The 21,649-nt window shown below is 40.0% G+C and carries 9 protein-coding genes, 12 tRNA genes and 3 rRNA genes; all 24 read right to left on the bottom strand.

The window, feature by feature from the left end:
* Nucleotides 1-2,083 precede the first annotated feature (2,083 nt).
* Nucleotides 2,084-2,167 (bottom strand) — tRNA-Leu (locus tag BP17_RS05735).
* A gap of 34 nt (nt 2,168-2,201) precedes the next feature.
* Nucleotides 2,202-2,272, bottom strand: a tRNA-Cys gene (locus BP17_RS05730).
* Between the two features lie 31 nt (nt 2,273-2,303).
* A tRNA-Gln gene (locus tag BP17_RS05725) sits at nt 2,304-2,375 on the bottom strand.
* 11 nt (nt 2,376-2,386) lie between these two features.
* Nucleotides 2,387-2,459 (bottom strand) — tRNA-His (locus BP17_RS05720).
* Between the two features lie 36 nt (nt 2,460-2,495).
* Nucleotides 2,496-2,569: transfer RNA gene (locus BP17_RS05715), tRNA-Trp, on the bottom strand.
* 31 nt (nt 2,570-2,600) lie between these two features.
* Nucleotides 2,601-2,681, bottom strand: a tRNA-Tyr gene (locus BP17_RS05710).
* Nucleotides 2,682-2,686: 5 nt separating this feature from the next.
* A tRNA-Phe gene (locus tag BP17_RS05705) sits at nt 2,687-2,762 on the bottom strand.
* A 37-nt stretch (nt 2,763-2,799) separates the two neighbouring features.
* Nucleotides 2,800-2,872: transfer RNA gene (locus tag BP17_RS05700), tRNA-Asp, on the bottom strand.
* Nucleotides 2,873-2,884: 12 nt separating this feature from the next.
* Nucleotides 2,885-2,957: transfer RNA gene (locus tag BP17_RS05695), tRNA-Val, on the bottom strand.
* Nucleotides 2,958-3,002: 45 nt separating this feature from the next.
* Nucleotides 3,003-3,074: transfer RNA gene (locus BP17_RS05690), tRNA-Glu, on the bottom strand.
* Between the two features lie 11 nt (nt 3,075-3,085).
* Nucleotides 3,086-3,174: transfer RNA gene (locus BP17_RS05685), tRNA-Ser, on the bottom strand.
* A gap of 53 nt (nt 3,175-3,227) precedes the next feature.
* Nucleotides 3,228-3,300, bottom strand: a tRNA-Asn gene (locus tag BP17_RS05680).
* Between the two features lie 14 nt (nt 3,301-3,314).
* A 5S ribosomal RNA gene (rrf, locus tag BP17_RS05675) occupies nt 3,315-3,430 on the bottom strand.
* Between the two features lie 88 nt (nt 3,431-3,518).
* Nucleotides 3,519-6,439: ribosomal RNA gene (locus tag BP17_RS05670) — 23S ribosomal RNA — on the bottom strand.
* Between the two features lie 223 nt (nt 6,440-6,662).
* Nucleotides 6,663-8,224 (bottom strand): 16S ribosomal RNA (locus BP17_RS05665).
* Together the 16S, 23S and 5S rRNA genes with 12 tRNA genes alongside form the textbook arrangement of a ribosomal RNA operon.
* A gap of 543 nt (nt 8,225-8,767) precedes the next feature.
* Nucleotides 8,768-10,396, bottom strand: coding sequence for a glycoside hydrolase family 13 protein (locus tag BP17_RS05660; protein WP_035052503.1), 1,629 nt, complete (start codon nt 10,394-10,396; stop codon nt 8,768-8,770).
* Nucleotides 10,397-10,408: 12 nt separating this feature from the next.
* Entirely contained in the window at nt 10,409-11,068 is a 660-nt protein-coding gene (pgmB, locus tag BP17_RS05655; protein WP_084676299.1) for a beta-phosphoglucomutase, read from the bottom strand.
* Between the two features lie 106 nt (nt 11,069-11,174).
* Nucleotides 11,175-13,454, bottom strand: coding sequence for a glycoside hydrolase family 65 protein (locus BP17_RS05650; protein WP_035052500.1), 2,280 nt, complete (start codon nt 13,452-13,454; stop codon nt 11,175-11,177).
* Nucleotides 13,447-14,307 carry a DUF1189 domain-containing protein gene (locus tag BP17_RS05645; protein WP_035052497.1) on the bottom strand — a complete coding sequence of 287 codons (861 nt, stop codon included), beginning with the start codon at nt 14,305-14,307 and terminating at the stop codon, nt 13,447-13,449. Before BP17_RS05645 ends, BP17_RS05650 begins: the two co-directional genes overlap by 8 nt.
* A gap of 35 nt (nt 14,308-14,342) precedes the next feature.
* Complete coding sequence (locus BP17_RS05640; RefSeq protein ID WP_035052495.1) at nt 14,343-15,194, bottom strand: sugar ABC transporter permease; 852 nt, start codon at nt 15,192-15,194, stop codon at nt 14,343-14,345.
* 1 nt (nt 15,195) lies between these two features.
* On the bottom strand, nt 15,196-16,506 hold the full coding sequence (locus tag BP17_RS05635) for a sugar ABC transporter permease (RefSeq protein WP_035052491.1): 1,311 nt from the start codon (nt 16,504-16,506) through the stop codon (nt 15,196-15,198).
* A gap of 84 nt (nt 16,507-16,590) precedes the next feature.
* Complete coding sequence (locus BP17_RS05630) at nt 16,591-17,868, bottom strand: extracellular solute-binding protein (RefSeq protein ID WP_035052489.1); 1,278 nt, start codon at nt 17,866-17,868, stop codon at nt 16,591-16,593.
* Between the two features lie 201 nt (nt 17,869-18,069).
* Nucleotides 18,070-19,344: an extracellular solute-binding protein gene (locus BP17_RS05625; protein ID WP_035052487.1), complete on the bottom strand. Its 1,275-nt coding sequence runs from the start codon at nt 19,342-19,344 to the stop codon at nt 18,070-18,072.
* Between the two features lie 490 nt (nt 19,345-19,834).
* The gene (locus BP17_RS05620) at nt 19,835-21,616 is read right to left on the bottom strand and encodes a glycoside hydrolase family 13 protein (protein ID WP_035052485.1); all 1,782 of its coding nucleotides are present in this window, start codon (nt 21,614-21,616) and stop codon (nt 19,835-19,837) included.
* Nucleotides 21,617-21,649: the final 33 nt, after the last annotated feature.

Here is a 21,649-nt window from a genome sequence, read left to right as displayed (position 1 = left end):
TAGCTAATTATAGGTAAGCGTAAATTGCGGTTCAAGGTTATTTGTAGGTTATTTGTAGCTTCTTTCCATTATTACCCAATTTTATGACAGTTTGGCCAAACAATAGCGGAAAGAAGGCTGTTGTTTCTACCAAAAACGATAAGCATTCTCATTCTCCTTCATATAAAATCTAAAACTTTTAAGAGTTTATGCAAAATCAATGAACATCCATTTTTTCGCTTTATAATGGTTATTCTTTCATCAGTAGTTTATTAAGCGATTATTTTCAGTCTTTTAATTCACTTTATAGAAATTTTTGAACCTACTTCATAAGTGTGTTATTAATCAACAATATTTTCTCCTTTTAATCCGCTTATATGAAAGGCGTCAAATTTGATATCTTAAAATGCTATAAAATCAACTTTTTCCTCAGCTATTTTCATATAAGTAAAGACGGTGGCTTGTCCTATTAATTTACCACCCACCTTAATACCATGTACCTTGTTGTCAGAGGACAATATCATGCGATTTAGCGAAACTATTTACTGTTACTAATTTAATTTTTGCTTTATTCACATAGTCCACTCACTGATCCCTTAAGTCCAATAATTCCTTATCTGCATGAGTCAATCCAAGCAGATAAGGAATATCTTTTTCCTTCGACTTCCCAATCCATTATTCAGCCGTTTCAATTGTTGCTACTAGTGTTGCACTTTCAGTTTTATGTTTAAGTAACGAGAAAGAACATTCAACGAGCTCCAGTGCATTAATATTAAGAATGTTTAGCTAAAACTCCTTGATCAACTGCTTGTTAATTCATCCATAAATACATCTGATTAGATTAAAAATTCTTTTAGAGTATAAAACTGTTCTTCCGAAATAACTTCTTAGACTATTTTGTTTTAATATCTGGATAGTACATAATTTATTGTCTCCTACACATTTAATTGTCTTAAAAAATAGACTGTAAAGAATCATCTATTAAAGGATCAAATAATTGCATAGGTTGAAGTGCTATGGAATCGAAAAAAACTTTGTTAGCAAATTAGTTGCTTTCTATCTCAGCCTCTTCCTTTATGCGTTTGAAACTTTCATTACTCTTTTGTTGAATAGAAGAGCACGCCTTATTTTAAGCTTGACTAATTAAAGGTTAAAACTAACTACCATCTGTATACTTTTTTAGTCTTAGCCTTTTATTCTAATAAAGCACTTTCCCTCTACAAAACAAAATGACCAATAAGTCAAATTGAACTATTTTACTATCAGTTTATTTAAGAACCAAAGAGTGTCTTTTTCCGCACTATCTTAAGAATTAAGAAAAAATATTTTCATTTTTATATAGCTTGACTACGATATGTTTTAACACTAATGACTTTTCTGATTTTTGGGTTAATTGAGAAAAATATGGCATGATTAAAATCAGAATCGAACAACAACATTGACCTGTTGAGTCAAGGAGTCAAATAAAATAGTCAACTATTTGAGTTACTCAAACTACGCTCGTCCCGGGTACTCAAATGCAGATCAGGGTCTCAGGTACTCGAACTAATGCTCGTTCCCATTACTCAAATGCAAATCAGTTCTCAGTTACTCGAACTAATGCTCGTTCTCATTACTCAAATCAAAATCGGCGTCTAAGTCACCCGAACTAACGCACGTTCTGGCTACTTGCTCTTAACAAGATAGTTTTAAAACATGACCTAAAAAAATAGATTCTTGTTTACACATGCTTTATCTCTAATGTAGCTAATGTCATAAGAGTTAGGTCAACGTGAGGAAATAAGCCCGGATGCTCATCATCATCCATCGAGCTAAGTACTATTAGACTATGACAAGTAACTGTAAAATGTGTGTACGTGGCCGGGCTGGAGCAACTTCAGCTATGACAAAAGCAGATTAGGTCCACTTTTTGAAACACGTTCTAGAATAACCCTTACAGACGAGTTCACAACTCCATAAGCAAACACGCCTATTCCAGAAGATGATTTATTTTGTTTTATCGACAGATCTTACGAGAAATCATTTGATTGAGAGCCAAAAAATAAAATAAAATAAAACGCAAAAAAGACACCCAACATCTTATAAATGTTGGGTGTCTTCAGTATACCGGCGGCCGGAATCGAACCGGCACGCCCTCGCGGGCACAGGATTTTGAGTCCAGCGCGTCTACCAGTTCCGCCACGCCGGCATATGGACTACTTTTTTTCATCTTTTCAAAAATAAGGCGGTAACCGGATTTGAACCGGTGATGAAGGTTTTGCAGACCTCTGCCTTACCACTTGGCTATACCGCCATCTTTTTAGTTGAATAGCTATTCAATTAAACTGGGCTAGCTGGATTCGAACCAACGCATGAGGGAGTCAAAGTCCCTTGCCTTACCGCTTGGCTATAGCCCATTAAAAAAAAAGGCGACTGATGGGGTTCGAACCCACGCATGCCGGAACCACAATCCGGTGTGTTAACCACTTCACCACAATCGCCATGGTAATTATTTGTTATTGGTCTTACTTTAAAAATGGCAGGGGTAGTAGGAATTGAACCCACACTGATGGTGTTGGAGACCATAGTTCTACCTTTAAACTATACCCCTATCTTAATAGAAGGTCTTACATAAAAAACAATGGAGGGGGACAGATTCGAACTGTCGAACCCGAAGGAGCGGATTTACAGTCCGCCGCGTTTAGCCACTTCGCTACCCCTCCATAAATGGTGGCCTGGGACAGAATCGAACTGCCGACACCTTGAGCTTCAATCAAGTGCTCTACCAACTGAGCTACCAGGCCTTTATAGAAATGGTTTTTAGTTTAATTATTCTACCAACGGTCTCGACGGGAATCGAACCCGCGATCTTCTGCGTGACAGGCAGACATGTTAACCCCTACACCACGAGACCTTTTTAAACTAATGGAGGTTGACGGGCTCGAACCGCCGACCCTCTGCTTGTAAGGCAGATGCTCTCCCAACTGAGCTAAACCTCCAAGTGAGACCGTGCTTTTACTCTAACCCAGTAACGTCGTTACTGATGACCCGTACGGGAATCGAACCCGTGATACCGCCGTGAAAGGGCGGTGTCTTAACCGCTTGACCAACGGGTCATTATTTTAAACGGAGAGTAAGGGATTCGAACCCTTGAGACAGTGTTCACCGCCTACATGATTTCCAATCATGCTCCTTCGGCCACTCGGACAACTCTCCAGATGGGGTTCACTAACTGATCTCTCTTTTGTTTTCATAGATCGACTATGGAACTCCGCAAGTAGGACTCGAACCTACGACATCATGATTAACAGTCATGCGCTCTACCAGCTGAGCTATTGCGGAATAAAATTGAATCTGCGTGGCAACGTCCTACTCTCACAAAGGGAAACCCTTCACTACCATCGGCGCTAAGAAGCTTAACTTCTGTGTTCGGCATGGGAACAGGTGTGACCTTCTTGCCATCATCACCACACAATTTCAATCAGAGAACATTGTTCTCTCAAAACTGGATAAGGTAAAAATCGTTTTTGTTCTGAATCCGTCGTACACCGGTTATTTCTTTGGTTAAGTCCTCGACCGATTAGTATTGGTCCGCTCCATATATCGCTATACTTCCACTTCCAACCTATCAACCTGATCATCTCTCAGGGGTCTTACTCACTTACGTGATGGGAAATCTCATCTTGAGGGGGGCTTCACGCTTAGATGCTTTCAGCGTTTATCCCGTCCACACATAGCTACCCAGCAATGCCCTTGGCAGAACAACTGGTACACCAGAGGTGTGTCCATCCCGGTCCTCTCGTACTAAGGACAGCTCCTCTCAAATTTCCTACGCCCGCGACGGATAGGGACCGAACTGTCTCACGACGTTCTGAACCCAGCTCGCGTACCGCTTTAATGGGCGAACAGCCCAACCCTTGGGACCGACTACAGCCCCAGGATGCGATGAGCCGACATCGAGGTGCCAAACCTCCCCGTCGATGTGGACTCTTGGGGGAGATAAGCCTGTTATCCCCAGGGTAGCTTTTATCCGTTGAGCGATGGCCCTTCCATACGGAACCACCGGATCACTAAGCCCGACTTTCGTCCCTGCTCGACTTGTAGGTCTCGCAGTCAAGCTCCCTTATGCCTTTACACTCTGCGAATGATTTCCAACCATTCTGAGGGAACCTTTGGGCGCCTCCGTTACACTTTAGGAGGCGACCGCCCCAGTCAAACTGCCCGTCAGACACTGTCTCCCAGCCCGATAAGGGCTGTGGGTTAGAGTGGTCATACAGCAAGGGTAGTATCCCACCAACGCCTCCACCAAGACTGGCGTCCTGGCTTCATTGGCTCCTACCTATCCTGTACAAGCTGTACAAACACTCAATATCAAACTGCAGTAAAGCTCCATGGGGTCTTTCCGTCCTGTCGCGGGTAACCTGCATCTTCACAGGTACTATAATTTCACCGAGTCTCTCGTTGAGACAGTGCCCAGATCGTTACGCCTTTCGTGCGGGTCGGAACTTACCCGACAAGGAATTTCGCTACCTTAGGACCGTTATAGTTACGGCCGCCGTTTACTGGGGCTTCAATTCTGAGCTTCGCCCGAGAGCTAACCCTTCCTCTTAACCTTCCAGCACCGGGCAGGCGTCAGCCCCTATACGTCATCTTACGATTTTGCAGAGACCTGTGTTTTTGATAAACAGTCGCCTGGGCCTATTCACTGCGGCTGACCAATTGGTCAGCACCCCTTCTCCCGAAGTTACGGGGTCATTTTGCCGAGTTCCTTAACGAGAGTTCTCTCGCACACCTTAGGATTCTCTCCTCGACTACCTGTGTCGGTTTGCGGTACGGGCAGTTTGTTTCTAACTAGAAGCTTTTCTTGACAGTGTGACATCGGGAACTTCGGTACTTAATTTCCCTCCCCATCACAACTTGTTCTTAAAGAAGCAAGCATTTGACTCACTTCAAAACTTGTTGCTTGGACGTGCATATCCAACAGCACGTATTCCTTAGCCTACTGTGTCCCTCCATTGTTCAAACAAAACAAACTGGTACAGGAATCTCAACCTGTTGTCCATCGTCTACGCCATTCGGCCTCGACTTAGGTCCCGACTAACCCTGGGAGGACGAGCCTTCCCCAGGAAACCTTAGTCATTCGGTGGACGGGATTCTCACCCGTCTTTCGCTACTCATACCGGCATTCTCACTTCTAAGCGCTCCACTAGTCCTCACGATCTAGCTTCAACGCCCTTAGAACGCTCTCCTACCATAGAACCAATGGTTCTATCCACAGCTTCGGTGTTATGTTTAGCCCCGGTAAATTTTCGGCGCAGGGTCACTCGACTAGTGAGCTATTACGCACTCTTTAAATGATGGCTGCTTCTGAGCCAACATCCTAGTTGTCTAAGCAACTCCACATCCTTTTCCACTTAACATAAACTTTGGGACCTTAGCTGGTGGTCTGGGCTGTTTCCCTTTCGACTACGGATCTTATCACTCGCAGTCTGACTCCCGGATATAAATCAATGGCATTCGGAGTTTATCTGAATTCGGTAACCCTAGAAGGGCCCCTAGTCCAAACAGTTGCTCTACCTCCATGATTCTAATTCCGAGGCTAGCCCTAAAGCTATTTCGGAGAGAACCAGCTATCTCCAAGTTCGATTGGAATTTCTCCGCTACCCACACCTCATCCCCGCATTTTTCAACATACGTGGGTTCGGTCCTCCAGTGCGTATTACCGCACCTTCAACCTGGACATGGGTAGATCACTTGGTTTCGGGTCTACGACCACATACTCATTCGCCCTATTCAGACTCGCTTTCGCTACGGCTCCGTCTCATCAACTTAACCTCGCATGTGATCGTAACTCGCCGGTTCATTCTACAAAAGGCACGCTATCACCCATTAACGGGCTTTAACTATTTGTAGGCACACGGTTTCAGGGGCTATTTCACTCCTCTTCCGAGGTTCTTTTCACCTTTCCCTCACGGTACTGGTTCACTATCGGTCACTAGGGAGTATTTAGCCTTGGGAGATGGTCCTCCCGGATTCCGACGGAATTTCTCGTGTTCCGCCGTACTCAGGATACTGATCAGAGTGAAATTGGTTTCGGTTACAGGGCTTTTACCTTCTTCGGCAGACCTTTCCAGGTCGCTTCTCCTACCAACTTCATTTATGACTCTATATGTTCAGTCCTACAACCCCAGAAAGCAAGCTTTCTGGTTTGGGCTATTCCCGTTTCGCTCGCCGCTACTCAGGGAATCGATTTTTCTTTCTCTTCCTGCAGGTACTTAGATGTTTCAGTTCTCTGCGTCTACCTCTACTGACCTATGTATTCAGTCAGCAGTAACATCCTATCAAAGATGCTGGGTTCCCCCATTCGGAAATCTTTGGATCAAAGCTCACTTACAGCTCCCCAAAGCATATCGGCGTTAGTCCCGTCCTTCATCGGCTCCTAGTGCCAAGGCATTCACCGTGCGCCCTTATTAACTTAACCTATGGTTAATCGTTAATGTTTAATACTCATCTTTCGATGAGAACCTTAAAAAACTTATTTTTTTAAACTTTTCGGTGTGTTTCTGGTTTCTTACTTAATTACGATTTTTAACTTTATCCAGTTTTCAAAGAACAATTTTTACATTCAAGCGTTTGAGAAGATTAGACCTCTCAAAACTAAACAAAGTAAAGACGAATGTGTGGGTTTCCGTTATATTCCTTAGAAAGGAGGTGATCCAGCCGCACCTTCCGATACGGCTACCTTGTTACGACTTCACCCCAATTATCTGTCCCACCTTAGGCGGCTGGCTCCCAAAAGGGTTACCTCACCGACTTCGGGTGTTACAAACTCTCGTGGTGTGACGGGCGGTGTGTACAAGACCCGGGAACGTATTCACCGCGGCGTGCTGATCCGCGATTACTAGCGATTCCGGCTTCATGCAGGCGAGTTGCAGCCTGCAATCCGAACTGAGAATGGCTTTAAGAGATTAGCTTGGCCTCGCGACCTTGCGACTCGTTGTACCATCCATTGTAGCACGTGTGTAGCCCAGGTCATAAGGGGCATGATGATTTGACGTCATCCCCACCTTCCTCCGGTTTATCACCGGCAGTCTCACTAGAGTGCCCAACTGAATGCTGGCAACTAATAATAGGGGTTGCGCTCGTTGCGGGACTTAACCCAACATCTCACGACACGAGCTGACGACAACCATGCACCACCTGTCACTTTGTCCCCGAAGGGAAAGCCCTATCTCTAGGGTGGTCAAAGGATGTCAAGACCTGGTAAGGTTCTTCGCGTTGCTTCGAATTAAACCACATGCTCCACCGCTTGTGCGGGTCCCCGTCAATTCCTTTGAGTTTCAACCTTGCGGTCGTACTCCCCAGGCGGAGTGCTTAATGCGTTAGCTGCAGCACTGAAGGGCGGAAACCCTCCAACACTTAGCACTCATCGTTTACGGCGTGGACTACCAGGGTATCTAATCCTGTTTGCTCCCCACGCTTTCGAGCCTCAGCGTCAGTTACAGACCAGAGAGTCGCCTTCGCCACTGGTGTTCCTCCACATATCTACGCATTTCACCGCTACACGTGGAATTCCACTCTCCTCTTCTGCACTCAAGTTCCCCAGTTTCCAATGACCTTCCCCGGTTGAGCCGGGGGCTTTCACATCAGACTTAAAGAACCGCCTGCGCTCGCTTTACGCCCAATAAATCCGGACAACGCTTGCCACCTACGTATTACCGCGGCTGCTGGCACGTAGTTAGCCGTGGCTTTCTGGTTAGATACCGTCAGGGGATGAGCAGTTACTCTCATCCTTGTTCTTCTCTAACAACAGAGTTTTACGATCCGAAAACCTTCTTCACTCACGCGGCATTGCTCCGTCAGACTTTCGTCCATTGCGGAAGATTCCCTACTGCTGCCTCCCGTAGGAGTCTGGGCCGTGTCTCAGTCCCAGTGTGGCCGATCACCCTCTCAGGTCGGCTACGTATCATCGCCTTGGTGAGCCATTACCTCACCAACTAGCTAATACGCCGCGGGTCCATCCATAAGCGGTAGCCGAAGCCACCTTTCTTCTATTCGTCATGTGACGTTTAGAAATATGCGGTATTAGCATCCGTTTCCGAATGTTATCCCCCTCTTATGGGCAGGTTACCCACGTGTTACTCACCCGTCCGCCACTCCTTGACTTCGGTGGGTGCAAGCACCCGGTGAAATCAAAGCGTTCGACTTGCATGTATTAGGCATGCCGCCAGCGTTCGTCCTGAGCCAGGATCAAACTCTCATATAAAAAGATGTTTGAAGCTCATTATTGAATTGCTAGCGAATAATTATTCGCTAATTTTGTTACTGTTGACTTAGCACTGCTAAGTCACCCTCACATTTTGTTCGTCTTACTTTGTTTAGTTTTCAAAGGTCTAAAGCGTGTTGTCTGTTCGTGACAACTTCTAAATAATACAATATTTTTTTTGTTTCGTCAAGCTTTTTTGTTTTTATTTTTGAATATTTATTCAAAAGAAAAAATACGATTTAGCTTTGCGACATTTATTAGATTACCATAATTCACATATTGCTGTCAATCAAAAATAATTTTTTAATAGTAAAAAAAATTTATAATCGCCAGTGTTAAACTATTTGCAACAACAGTTACTATAACAAGTCTATCTCATATGGTCAACTATATTTTTTGAATTCTTGCAAAAAAAAATAAAAAGCGAACATTCATTTATTTGTATAAATAGAAAAGACGGATATATATTCAAAAAAAATCCCACTTCAGAACTATCGCAAATAAAAAAAGTTTTTCGTTCGCTTTTTTATTTTCACTTAGACGTTACTTTAATTTGTAAACGATCGATTCAAATGCTCGTAATGTTAAATCATCTATTTTTTCACTGCTATTTTTGTAATTACTGATAATGATCGTGTCTACTTTTCTATCCTGATCTTTATAAAAAGTTGTTTTTTCGTAGAAATTAATAATGACTAACCAGGTTTCACCTTTATAACTGCGTTCATAAACAAATAATTGCGGATCATTTGGCAGTAGTTCTTTATACTCGCCCCATATGATCAACTCGTGTTCTTTTCTTAAACGGATCACTGCTTTGTAATAGTCAAAGATAGATTCATCAGCATCTTGATCTTTTTTTACATTCAATTCTTTATAATAAGGATTGAGAGCTAACCAAGGTTCACCAGTTGTAAATCCTCCATTTGAAGACTCATCCCAAGGGATAGGACGTCTAGCATTATCGCGGCCTTTTTTATTGATGGCTTGAATGATTTCTGTTTTACTGTATCCTTGCTGAAGTCGTTCATTATACATATTGATACTTTCTATATCATTGACTTCTTCAATTGAAGAAACAGGTGTATTTGTCAAACCGATTTCTTCGCCTTGATAGATATAAGGCGTTCCTTTTAAAAAATGCAAAAACGTCGCGAACATCTTAGCAGATACTTTACGGTACTGCGGACTATCGTTTCCCCAATTAGACACAATACGGGGAATATCATGATTATTCCAAAATAAACTGTTCCAGCCATCTCCATCCAATGCTACCTGCCATTTAGTAAATACTTGTTTTAAAGCGATAAAGTTTAAGGGCGTTGTATCCCATTTAGGCTTTCCAGGTTGTTCATCAAGACCAATGTGTTCAAATTGGAAGACCATCGATAGTTCATTACGCTCTGGTGCAGAATATAATTTGGCATCATCGGTGGTTACTCCCCAGGTCTCACCTACCGTTAGAACATCTCGCTTACCAAACGTTTCTTGATACATTTCTTGGAGATAGGTATGCAGCATTGGGCCATTTCCGGTAATCAATTCATCTGGTACCTTTCCAATCAAGTCGATAACATCCATTCGAAAACCACCAATCCCTTTATCCAGCCAAAAATTCATCATTTGCCAAATCTCATTGCGGACTTTTGGATTTCCCCAATTTAAATCAGGTTGTTTTTTACTGTATAAGTGTAGGTAATATTGCTTGGTTTGTTCATCTAATTCCCAAGCCGATCCGCTAAAAATAGATACCAACTCATTAGGTACGCTATTATCTTGTCCATCTCGCCAAATATAGTAGTCCCGGTACTCGTTATCTTTGGCCTTTTGTGACTCAATAAACCAAGCGTGTTCATCAGATGTATGATTCACGACTAGATCCATAAGGATACGGATGCCTAATTCCTTAGCTTTTTGGATCAAGCTAGCCATATCGTCCATCGTTCCAAATTCTGGTGAGATCGCTTGATAATCGCTAATGTCATATCCGTTATCATCATTAGGCGTTTGATAAACTGGACTCAGCCAAATGGTATCAATACCTAACTCTGCTAAGTAACTCAATCGCTGAATAATACCTTGAATATCTCCTATGCCATCTCCATTGCTATCTTGAAAACTTTTAGGATAAATTTGATAAATAACCGAACTGTGCCACCATCTTTTTTCCAATCGAATCACTCCTCAACTGTTTGCTCTTTCTAAAATGTCAGCTAATTTCAATTTACTCGTATCTGCTACTGCATAATCAGCTTTTTCCATTGCTTCTTTTGTCCCTACACCGACTGAAAAAATTCCAGCGGCGTTGATGGCTGCTATACCCGCTTGAGCATCCTCGACTCCAACACATTCGGTTGGTTTTAATTGTAACTGTTGGGCTCCTTTACTAAATATTTCTGGATCAGGTTTCCCATTTTTTAATCCAGCCGGATCGACAACCGTATCAAATAAGTCAGCAATTCCAAGCTTCTCCATTATTACCGGCCCGTTTTTGCTAGCGGAAGCCAACGCTAAGCGAATCCCTGCTGTTTTTAAATCAGCTAATAAATCAGCAATTCCTGGTAGCAAGTCAGCTGGCGTTACATTTAAGATCAACTTTTTATAGTCTTCATTCTTTTCATCTGCTAACCGCTCTTTTTCTTCAGTCGTGTAACTTTTTGTAGGATCTCCTAGAGCTAAAATCCGATCAAGAGAATCCATTCGACTGATCCCTTTTAGCTGTTCATTCATTTCACGGTCCAGCGGAATCGCTAATTTATCCGCAAGTCTTTTCCATGCTTGATAATGGTATTCAGCCGTATCTGTTAGTACACCATCCAAATCAAAAATAAACCCTTTGATCATGTCTATCTACTCCTTTTTTTCAATAGGAAAAGCTATCAAATGAATTTATCGATTTGATAGCTTCCGATTGATAGTTTTTTAAATTCTTTCCTTGTCATTCAATTGTTTATAAAAAGTCAAGTGGGCTTTCAACTACATCCGTCAACAGCATTTCTTGATCAAACAAAGCCAGTTTGATCGGTTCGCCTTCTTCTAAATGAACGCTCACGGATTCTTGCGTCACCGAGATGTGCAACAAACGTTTACGGTATTTGATCATAAAGCTGTATCCTGTCCAATTATTTGGACAAAATGGTTTAAAAGATAACTTGCTATCGACCGTACGCATACCTGCAAATCCTTGAACAATAGCTAACCAACCACCGCTCATAGAAGTGATGTGCAATCCATCTTCGGTATCATTGTTGTAATTGTCTAAATCTAAACGAGCAGTACGCGCATACAACTCAACGGCTTTCTCTTTCTTACCAAGTTCCGCTGCTAAAATAGCATGGACAGAAGCTGAAAGCGATGATTCATGCAGCGTCATTGGTTCATAAAAATTAAAGTTCGCTTCTTTTTCTTCTATAGTATATTTATCATTCAAATAATAAATACCTTGCAAGACATCCGCTTGTTTAATAAAACAAGAACGCAAAATTTTATCCCATGACCAATGTTGATTGATCGGCCTTTCAGATGGATCAAGGTCATTTGCGGTCAACAACTCTTTATCTAAAAAGGTGTCATGTTGGACAAAGATATTTAATTCGTCATCATGAGGATAATACATTTTTTTAATAATGTCTTCCCACTTTGTCTTTTCACTAGCGTTTATATCTAATTTATTCATTGCTATAGAAGAAACTTTATCCAAACTTTCCAACGTATATTGTAATGTCCAAGCAGCCATCGTATTCGTATACCAGTTATTATTGACATTATTTTCATATTCATTTGGACCAGTAACGCCATGAATCATATAGCAATCATTGCGTTTAGAGTAGTGCACACGATCGGCCCAAAAGCGCGAAATAGCCACTAACATCTCGATGCCTTTTGTTTTCAAAAAAGAGTCATCGCCCGTATAATTCGTGTAATTGTAAATAGCATATGCAATCGTGCTATTGCGGTGGATCTCTTCAAATGTGATTTCCCATTCATTATGGCTTTCGATTCCATTAAAAGTCACCATGGGATACAAAGCACCTTGCAACCCTTGTTGTTTAGCATTATGAAAGGCGCCAGAGAGTTGATTGTGACGGTAAGTCAATAATTGTTCTGAGACCGTTTCATCTGCTACGGCCAAATACATCGGCAAAATGAAAGCCTCTGTATCCCAGTAAGTTGCTCCTCCATATTTTTCGCCGGTAAAGCCTTTTGGTCCAACATTCAAACGATTATCTTCTCCATAGTAAGTGGAGAATAACTGGAATATATTGAAGCGGATTCCCTGTTGGCTTTTTGCATCTCCTTCAATCGCCACATCAGCTTTGTGCCAGCGTTCTTGCCAAATAGCAATGTGTTGCGCTTCTACTTTTTCTGCACCCAAGGCAATCGCTTGTTCTAAAATTTCAGTGGCTTTCGTCAATTGATCTTCAGGTTGCACATCACGGCTTGTAATCACACTGACAAATTTAATTACTTTGGCTTTTTCACCAGCAGATAATGCGTATGTGATTTGTTCTTCAACTTGCATAAACTTTTCAGAGAACGTTCTCTTTTCATAATGATCTTTCACATTTTCCATCATCGTCGTTACTGTAAATTGCTCTACCCCAAAAGGATTTTCAATCGTTTGGGTAGTCAAACTGCTTTTCTCACCCGAAACACGATTCATTTCCAACCAAAAGTTTTCTTCATAGTTGCTGTCTTCATTTACCACATTTCCGTCCATTTTAGGACTGAATACGATTGTTGCTGTGCCTTTTAACACCTCAGCTGTCACTTCAATGACTGCTAATTCTTTTACGGCTACACTCACAAAGCGTTTAAAGGTAAATCGAATCTCGATTTCTTCATTGTCCCAAATATATGAACGATTTAAAATACCTTTTTTCATATCTAAATCGATTTTATACTCTTTCACTTTATCTATTGCTAAATCGACTTTATGGTCATTTACCGTTAATTCGATAGGTATAAAATTTGTGGTGTTGATCACTTTTCCAAAATACTCTGGATAACCATTTTTCCACCAACCAACTCTCGTTTTATCAGGATACCAGACTCCTGCTAGATAAGTTCCTAAATGAGAATCCCCAGAATACCCTTCTTCAAAGTTTCCCCGCATACCCATGTACCCATTTCCGATAGCCGTTAAACTTTCTTGCAACCTTTTATCTACTTTATCTAATTTTGTTGAACTGACTCTCCATGGATCAATATCAAATAAACGTTTAATCATGAGCTCTTACCCCCAAATGCTTTTTCACTTCATTCTTATTTAGTTTATCGTTAAATCGTGTTTGGTAAAAAACAAACAGCAGCATGACTACTAGTCCCACTGATTGAATCATCAACATGATGACGATATCAAATTGGATCAATCCAATCACTAACGCAATCAATGATGGCAAACCAATGCAATTCGTTAATAAGTTGACCGATTCTTTATAGCTACTAATAGAAGAAAATTGACTTTTTCTAGTCAAATATAAGAAAATAGCCGACCCAAATGTTAGAAAAAGAGTGCTGACCAATGTGATACTAAAAACTACAAACATTAACGTCGCTATCGTGTATCCTCTATTTTTGATAAACCATTGGCGTGAAAGAGCTTCTTTTAATTCAGCAGCGTTCGTAACTTTTGATAAATCAAAATCTTTTGTATAAGGAATGGTCGACAACGACTGACTGCCTTCTTTGATCATGAACTCATTTTCTTGAAATATCAGTGCATTTTCAGCTGTTAAAACTTCTTCTACCTCACTTTCTGTCAACATCCCGCTAACAGTGCCAGTGCCAGATATCAGAATAAATGATTCCGACATCGCTAAAGTACCGTTCTCATATTTGCCTTCTTTTAATTTTAAAACAACCGATTCATCTATTAAACCAAATGAATCAGGTAAAGTATCTTCCATTGGAAAAGTATCCATTTTCATATAATTTAACGCTACCGGTATCATCAATAAACTGTTAACAAATAGCAAGACAACAAAAATTTGAAACCAGTTTAATTGATGACGATTTTTAAAAATTTGTCTTGGAGACCAAATACTTTTAAAGAAATTTAACGGGAATACATCAGTTTTCATGATTTCACTTCTTTTCTTTCAAATTTCTTGTTCGATTATCCTTTTGTTCCACCAGTTGTTAACCCAGAAACAAAGTTCTTTTGTAGCAAGAAGAATAATACGGAAATTGGAACAGCAATCAAAATCGCACCAGCCGCGAATAAGGCAACTTTTTGATCTTGTGGATTGCTGATAAACGTTTGCAACCCTACTGCTACAGTGATTTTTTCTGGACTTCTCAATAAGAATCTTGCTAACATAAAGTCGCCAAATGGAGTCATAAATGCCCATAATGCTTGTACAGCAATCATTGGTCGAACTAAGGGAAGAACAATTTGCCAAAAAATCCTAAAATGTCCAGCTCCGTCTAATTTAGCCGATTCATCTAAGTCCTTTGGAACCGTATCAAAGTACCCTTTCATTAACCATGTATTCATAGGTATTCCTCCACCAATATATAACATCGTCAAGAACCAAAATTGATCTAAGGCTCCTAATAACAATGCCATAACGTAAAAGGCCGTCAATGCAGCCATCGTTGGGACCATTTGAATAACTAAGAAAAACATCAAGCTTTTTTTCCGTCCCAAAAAATTATAGCGGCTATACGCATATCCTGCGATCGTAACCAATCCTACTTGGATGATCATAGTAGATACAGCCACAAGCAACGTATTTTTATACCATGTTCCATAAAGCGTTTCTTGGAATAAACGTGTGAAGTTAGCCAATGTCCACTCTGAACTTAGATCTAGCGAAAAAGCCGTTATATTGCCTGACTTAAACGCTGAGCTAGCTGTGATCAACAGTGGATAGATGATGATGATGGCTAGCACAATCAGATACAGATACGTAAAAAATCGACTAAAGAAGCGACTTAACTTTTGTGAACCCATTATTTTTTTCATATTATGCATCCTCCATATTAAATGCATTTGTTTTCTTGAAGACTGTCAAGGAAACAATGATTACCAGAGCCGAAATGATCAAGGTAATGGCAGCTGCCATAGAATATTGAGGCGAGGTTCCTGTCGTTAATTTGTATATCCAAGAAATCAGGATATCCGTGGCTCCTGCGCCTCCCCCGACACTACCTGGTCCACCATTATTGAAGAGATAAATCATCGAAAAATTATTAAAGTTTTGTGTGTATTGCGTAATAAACGTTGGCGCAGCTACTAAGAAGACCATTGGCATCGTGATTTCTCTGAACCGCTGAAAAGCACTAGCTCCATCAATTTTTGCAGCTTCATATAAATCTTCTGGGATAGATTGCAATATACTCGTTGTCATGACGTAAATATAAGGGAAGCCTAACCATCCTTGTATCATGATGATGGCTATTTTAGACCAAAAAGCATTTGTTTTCCAAGCGATTCGACCAATCTCTACAAATGGGAGCTCATTTATTAGCGGAATCACTTGGGTATTGATGGCTCCGATACTATCATTAAAAATATTTGAAAAAGATAGAATGGTGATAAAAGCTGGTACAGCCCAAGGCAACAAGAAAATAACACCAAAGAAACGTTTGCCTTTAATGAAAGACTGATTGGCAATAACCGCTGTGAAAATCCCGATGACGATTTGTAACGTTGTCGCACTGAATGTCCAAATGATTGTCCAACTAAAAACAGACGTGAAAGCATCTCGATATGAACTTAAGAAAAAGATATTCATAAAGTTTTTTAATCCGATCCAGTCAATTAAATTTGCTGGAGGAATATGATAAAAATCGTAATTTGTAAAAGCCATAAATAAGGTGACTAAGACGGGGAAAATAATTGTAAAAGCCATCATTAAGTACGCCGGTACGATTAACAGATAAGGAAATCCTGCATTGTATACATTCCACATCACGTCTTTTACTGTTACATTAACTTTTTGTCCTCTATTCCAAATGGACGCTACACGTTTGGCATCATAGATATTTAACGCATAAAAAGCTAAGAAAATGACCGTTATGATCAATTGAAGGGTTCCTTCGATCATAATAAATAATGAATGATCTTCTATTGGTGTGCTGCCTAGTGTAATCAGTCCATTAAATGCATCAAAACCAAAAACAATCATCTCGACAATAAATGCGATAAAAATAGCTAAAAATACAATCCCTTTAAATAATTGACCGTTATAGAGCTGGCCTAAACCCGGTATGCTTGAATACCACATCGCTTTTTTTTCGTTTTTGACATTATGAGGTTCTGTCTGAGAAGACATTTTTATTCCTCCCTTTTCTATTAACATTTTTCGGCAGAGAATGTATGTATTCTCTGCCGAAATCTGTTCATCTTTTTTAAAGATTTAATTTGTGTATTTTTGTTCGATTGATTCTTTAATTAATTTAGCAGAGTCATCAGCTGATTCTTGAGGTGTTTTGTTGCCAGATGCTGCGTCAAACAACATGTTTTCAGCGCCAGTCCAAACTTCAGCCATTTCAGGGATGTTTGGCATTGGTTGAGCATCTTTGTATTGGTTGATTACAGCAGTTGTTAATTCATCTTCTTTTTCAGTAGCATAAACACGTGATTCTTGATTTGCTGGAACTTCATTTGTTGCATCATAGAATTTATTTTGGTTTTCAGTATTGGTTACATAGTCTAACCAAGCTTGACCAACATCTTTATTTTCAGAATAGTTGCTGACGACCCATCCTTTTCCGCCACCAAATGCTTCATAAGCTTCCCCATTGTTCAAAGTTGGAATCGTTGAAACACCATAATTTACACCAGCATCTTTCAAGCTGGCTGCTTGCCAAGGTCCGCCGATAAATGCGCCGACTTTACCATTTAAGTATTGATCTGTGATGAAGGCATCAGCACTTGTTACATCTTGCATTCCTTGTGGCCATGTATTTTTGAACCAATCAGTAGCATATTCAATAGCTTCAACAGCACCTTCATTGTTTAATCCGATGTCTGTTGGATCTGTTCCATCTTCACCAAAAACATATCCACCGTATCCCGAAACTAAACCGTAAGTGAAGTAAAAATCAGTCCATTTAGCTAAAAATCCTGTATTTTTTCCTTCTTCGTTTTCAAATGCAAATTGATCATCTTTTGCTAATGCTTCTAGATCTACAAATGTTGTTGGTGCTTCATCCAATAGATCGGTATTGTAATACAATACCAATGTTTCAATTACTGAAGGTGCTCCATAAATTTTTTCATCTAATGTTACTTGAGCTCTGTCGGTATCATCGTATTGATCATCATTTGCTAACGTTACCTCAGCAATATGTCCTTGTTGTCCTAAAGATCCCATACGGTCATAAGCAGACATCATAATATCTGGTGCATTTCCAGATGGACCATCAAGAGGTAGTGCTTCTAATTGTTCAAACATATCTCGTTCAGTTACTTCGATCGTGACTCCATTTTCTTCTTCAAATGCACCTTTGATATCTTCAACATATTCTACGTAACCTTGGTCAACAGAAATTTGTAATGTTGTATCTGCTGCTGCTTCTCCAGATGTTGAATTTGTTTCTGTAGCTTCTTCCCCGCCTCCACATGCTGCAAGAACTAATGCACTAGTCGACACCAAACCCAAAACATATTTTTTCCAACTTGTTTTTTTCATCTTTGTATTTCCCCCTTATATAAAATCTCTTTGCTTACATTCTTATTATCAGTTATTAAATATTTTTCTGCAACCGTTTTCTTAGTGTTACCGGTAACAGGATTTTTTTTAAATTAGCTTTCACTCTAGCTTCTGAGCTAATCTTTTAGTCATACAAAAGGGAGTTGAAATTTAGATCTCAGCCCCCATTTCCATCATCAATTAATTTTGATATTTTTGTGCAATATTTTCTTCGACCAGTTGGACAGCATCATCTGCAGCTTGTTGTGGTGTTTTATTGCCTGAAGCAGCATCAAAAATCAACGTTTCCGCTCCCGTCCATACTTCACTCATTTCAGGAATATTTGGCATTGGAACAGCTGAATCAAATTGTTCAATGACCGCTTTGGTTAGTTCATTGCCAGATTTGCTAACAACAGTTCTAGCTTCTTGATTCGCAGGAATCTCTGAAGTCAACTCGTACAAAGTTTCACTATTTTCGGCATTTGTTACATAATCTAGCCATTCTTGAGCCAATTCAGGATTCTTTGAATATTGACTCACAGCCCATGCAACTCCGCCAGCAAAGGGTTCATACTCTGCTCCATTTGCCAGTGTCGGGATGGTTGAAACACCATAATTCACACCAGCTTCATCGTAACCGCTTGCTCCCCATGGACCATTTATTACAGCAGCTGTTTTTCCGCTAGTAAACAACTCGTTCATAAAGTTTTCTGAACTTGTTGCATCCAACATACCTTGCGGCCAAACATTTTGGTACCAATCTGTTATATAATTGATTCCTTCAACCGCTTCAGGTGAATTTAAACCAATATCCGTTGAATCAGTTCCTTCTTCCCCAAAGACATATCCGCCGTAGCCTGAAAGCAGACCGATGTACTGGTAAGCCGTTGTCCAATTGGCTAAGAAAGCTGTATTTTTTCTTTCTTCATTTTCAAATGCATATTGATCATCCTCAGCTAACGCTTCTAAATCTGCAAATGTTTCAGGTGCTTGTGCAATTAAATCTTTATTATAATATAATACCAATGATTCAATCACGAAAGGTGCGCCATAGATTTTATTTTCAAGTGTAACTTGTCTTTGATCCAATTCGTCGTAACGTCCATCATTAGGCAAGGTTACCTCGGCTAAATGTCCTTGCTGACCTAATACACCAATTCTATCATAAGGGGCGATCAATATATCCGAACCGATTTCGGCAGGTCCATCTAATGGCAAAGCTTCAATAGCTTCAAACATATCTCGCTCAGAAATTTCAATCGTTACGTTATGTTCTTCTTCAAACGCTGGGATGATTTCATCAACATACTCGCTATAGCGAGGGTCTACATCGATTTTTAATGTTGCAGAATCTCCGTTCTCAGCAGGTGTATCTGTTTCTGTTGCCTCCTCTCCGTTTCCACAAGCTGCTACTAATACGGTACTGACCGATACCAAACCTAAAACTAGTTTTCGCCACTTTTTATTCCCCACTATATTTTCCCCCTCCTGTTATCTAATTTCATTATCTAACATTTGTTATTTTTTTGCAATCGCTACCACTCAGTTGAAGTAGGAAAAAAAACTAGATTAGCATCTACCTAAGGAAATCATACTCGCTAATCACTTAAGCTACTTCTTGGGCACATTCTAGGATTAGCTTTCAATGATACAAAAAAATAGAACTGGATAAAAATCCCAGTTCTATTGGATCTATAATTTTTAATGTTGATAGATTTAATCAAATGGCATTACTTATCCAAAATTGATGGAGGAATAGGGTTACTTGTAGCTCAAAATGAAGCAATATGGGCAAAGAACGCCCAAGTGTATCATGTTTGTAAGCTGCTAAAGCAGCAACAACCATGACAACTTCCTCTTAGGCTTCAGGCGCTTCCTTGGCTCCACAAGCAAACCCGTACATTCCAGAAAAAAATTTTTGAAGCATCCACAACATTTGATGCAGAACCATTCTATTTCCTATTTATGCTTGATAAATAACAAACCCATGTTGTTTAACAGACAGTGCTTTATTGTCTGAAAAAACTGAATTAGAAAGCAAAATTTCTGGTTTTTGTTCTAAACTTAATTCTAAATCTTTTTCTCCTTGATTGAAATAACAGATGAGTTCTTCATTATTAAATTTTATTTTAAATCCGATAACTTGTTCGTCATCTCGAACATCAAACCATTCCATCTCTCCATGGCTCAATAACGCTTGATTATTTTTTCTGAAGGTGATCAATTTTTTTGTAAAAGCAAGCATATCGCTATCTTGTTTTTCTTCATCCCAAATCATACATTTACGGCAGTCAGGATCATTAGATCCATCTATCCCAATCTCAGTTCCATAAAAAATGCACGGCGAACCATGTTGAGTAAACATAAAGGCTAATCCTGCTTTTGCCAATTGTTTATTATTTTTACTGATTGTTAGCAAACGAGCAGTATCGTGAGAATCTAGCATATTGAACATGACCTCATTTGTCTGTTTGCGGTAGAGCATCAATTGTTCATTTAGCCCAGCAACCATTTTATTTGCTGAAATAGTTTCCTTCATAAAGAAATTTTGAATCGTTTCCGTATACGCATAATTCATAACAGCGTGGAATTCATCTCCTTGTAGCCAACTTTGCGAAGAATGCCAAATCTCCCCTAGAATATAAAAATCTTCTTTTAAAGCGACAGAAGTTTGATAGAATTTTTTCCAAAAATGATGATCCACTTCATTTGCGACATCTAAACGCCAAGCATCAATGTCAAATTCCTTGATCCAATAGGCCGTAATACCTAATAAGAATTCTTGAACCTCAGGATTGCTAGTCTTTAATTTTGGCATATGACCTGTAAAAGCAAATGTATCATAGTTTAATTCGCTCACATTTTCCAATTCTTCGATCGATAAGTCAGCGAGTGATTGAACCGGAAATTGATTGATATGGAACCAATCCTTGTAACGCGATTTTTCTTGGTGTTCAAGTACATCCTGCCATTGCATCGAATCCATCCCTAAATGATTAAATACGGCATCCAACATTACACGAATCCCTCGTTTATGCGCTTCTTGGACAACTGTTTTAAAAAGTTCTTTGTCACCAAAATCAGGGTCGATAGTGGAATAATCGATCGTATCATATTTATGATTCGATTTAGCTTTAAACAATGGACAAAAGTAGATGCCATTGATTCCTAGATCCACTAGATAATCCAAATGATCAAGCACACCTTGTAGATCGCCACCATAAAAATCATCCCGTCCTGGATGTTCCTTACTTCCCCATGCCAATGTTCCCGCTGGATCATTCGTCTTATCTCCATTAGCAAACCGTTCTGGGAAAATTTGATACCAAACGGTTTTTTTGACCCATTCAGGCGTCTTTACTCGATCGATTTCATGTAAATAAGGCATTCTGAAAAAGGTATTCGCATCTTCTAAATAATTATCTGTAAAGGGAAAAACGCCACGATCTCCATAGAGGACCTCACTATCGTCCGTTCCTTCAACATGAAAACAATAAGCGATCCGCTTTGTTTTTTCAGTTGTTTCAACCAACCAATAATCATGGATATCTGTACTGGCAGCCAATTTCATGGGTTTGTCTTCCTTATACCATTTTTGCGAACCATGAGCATAAGGATCACCGCTAATCAAACTAACTTTCTTAGCATCTCCTTTTTTTGTTCTTAGACGAACGTGAAATTGATTTGTCTCATATAAATAAGCGTATTCGCTATCTGGTCTGTGGTAAATAGCAGCTACTTCCATTATAAAATTCCTCATCTCTTAAGTTTATTTTAG

Origin of the sequence: Carnobacterium pleistocenium FTR1, assembly GCF_000744285.1 — a bacterium.
In the GTDB taxonomy this organism is placed as follows: Bacteria; Bacillota; Bacilli; order Lactobacillales; family Carnobacteriaceae; genus Carnobacterium_B; species Carnobacterium_B pleistocenium.
This window is presented reverse-complemented; position numbering and strand designations above follow the sequence as displayed.

What these genes read in the sequence shown, in the direction of transcription:
- BP17_RS05640 (WP_035052495.1), bottom strand. Translation starts at nt 15,194, where the DNA reads ATGAAAAAAATAATGGGTTCACAAAAGTTAAGTCGCTTCTTTAGTCGA.
- pgmB (WP_084676299.1), bottom strand. Translation starts at nt 11,068, where the DNA reads ATGATCAAAGGGTTTATTTTTGATTTGGATGGTGTACTAACAGATACG.
- BP17_RS05620 (WP_035052485.1), bottom strand. Translation starts at nt 21,616, where the DNA reads ATGGAAGTAGCTGCTATTTACCACAGACCAGATAGCGAATACGCTTAT.
- BP17_RS05650 (WP_035052500.1), bottom strand. Translation starts at nt 13,454, where the DNA reads ATGATTAAACGTTTATTTGATATTGATCCATGGAGAGTCAGTTCAACA.
- BP17_RS05635 (WP_035052491.1), bottom strand. Translation starts at nt 16,506, where the DNA reads ATGTCTTCTCAGACAGAACCTCATAATGTCAAAAACGAAAAAAAAGCG.
- BP17_RS05645 (WP_035052497.1), bottom strand. Translation starts at nt 14,307, where the DNA reads ATGAAAACTGATGTATTCCCGTTAAATTTCTTTAAAAGTATTTGGTCT.
- BP17_RS05630 (WP_035052489.1), bottom strand. Translation starts at nt 17,868, where the DNA reads ATGAAAAAAACAAGTTGGAAAAAATATGTTTTGGGTTTGGTGTCGACT.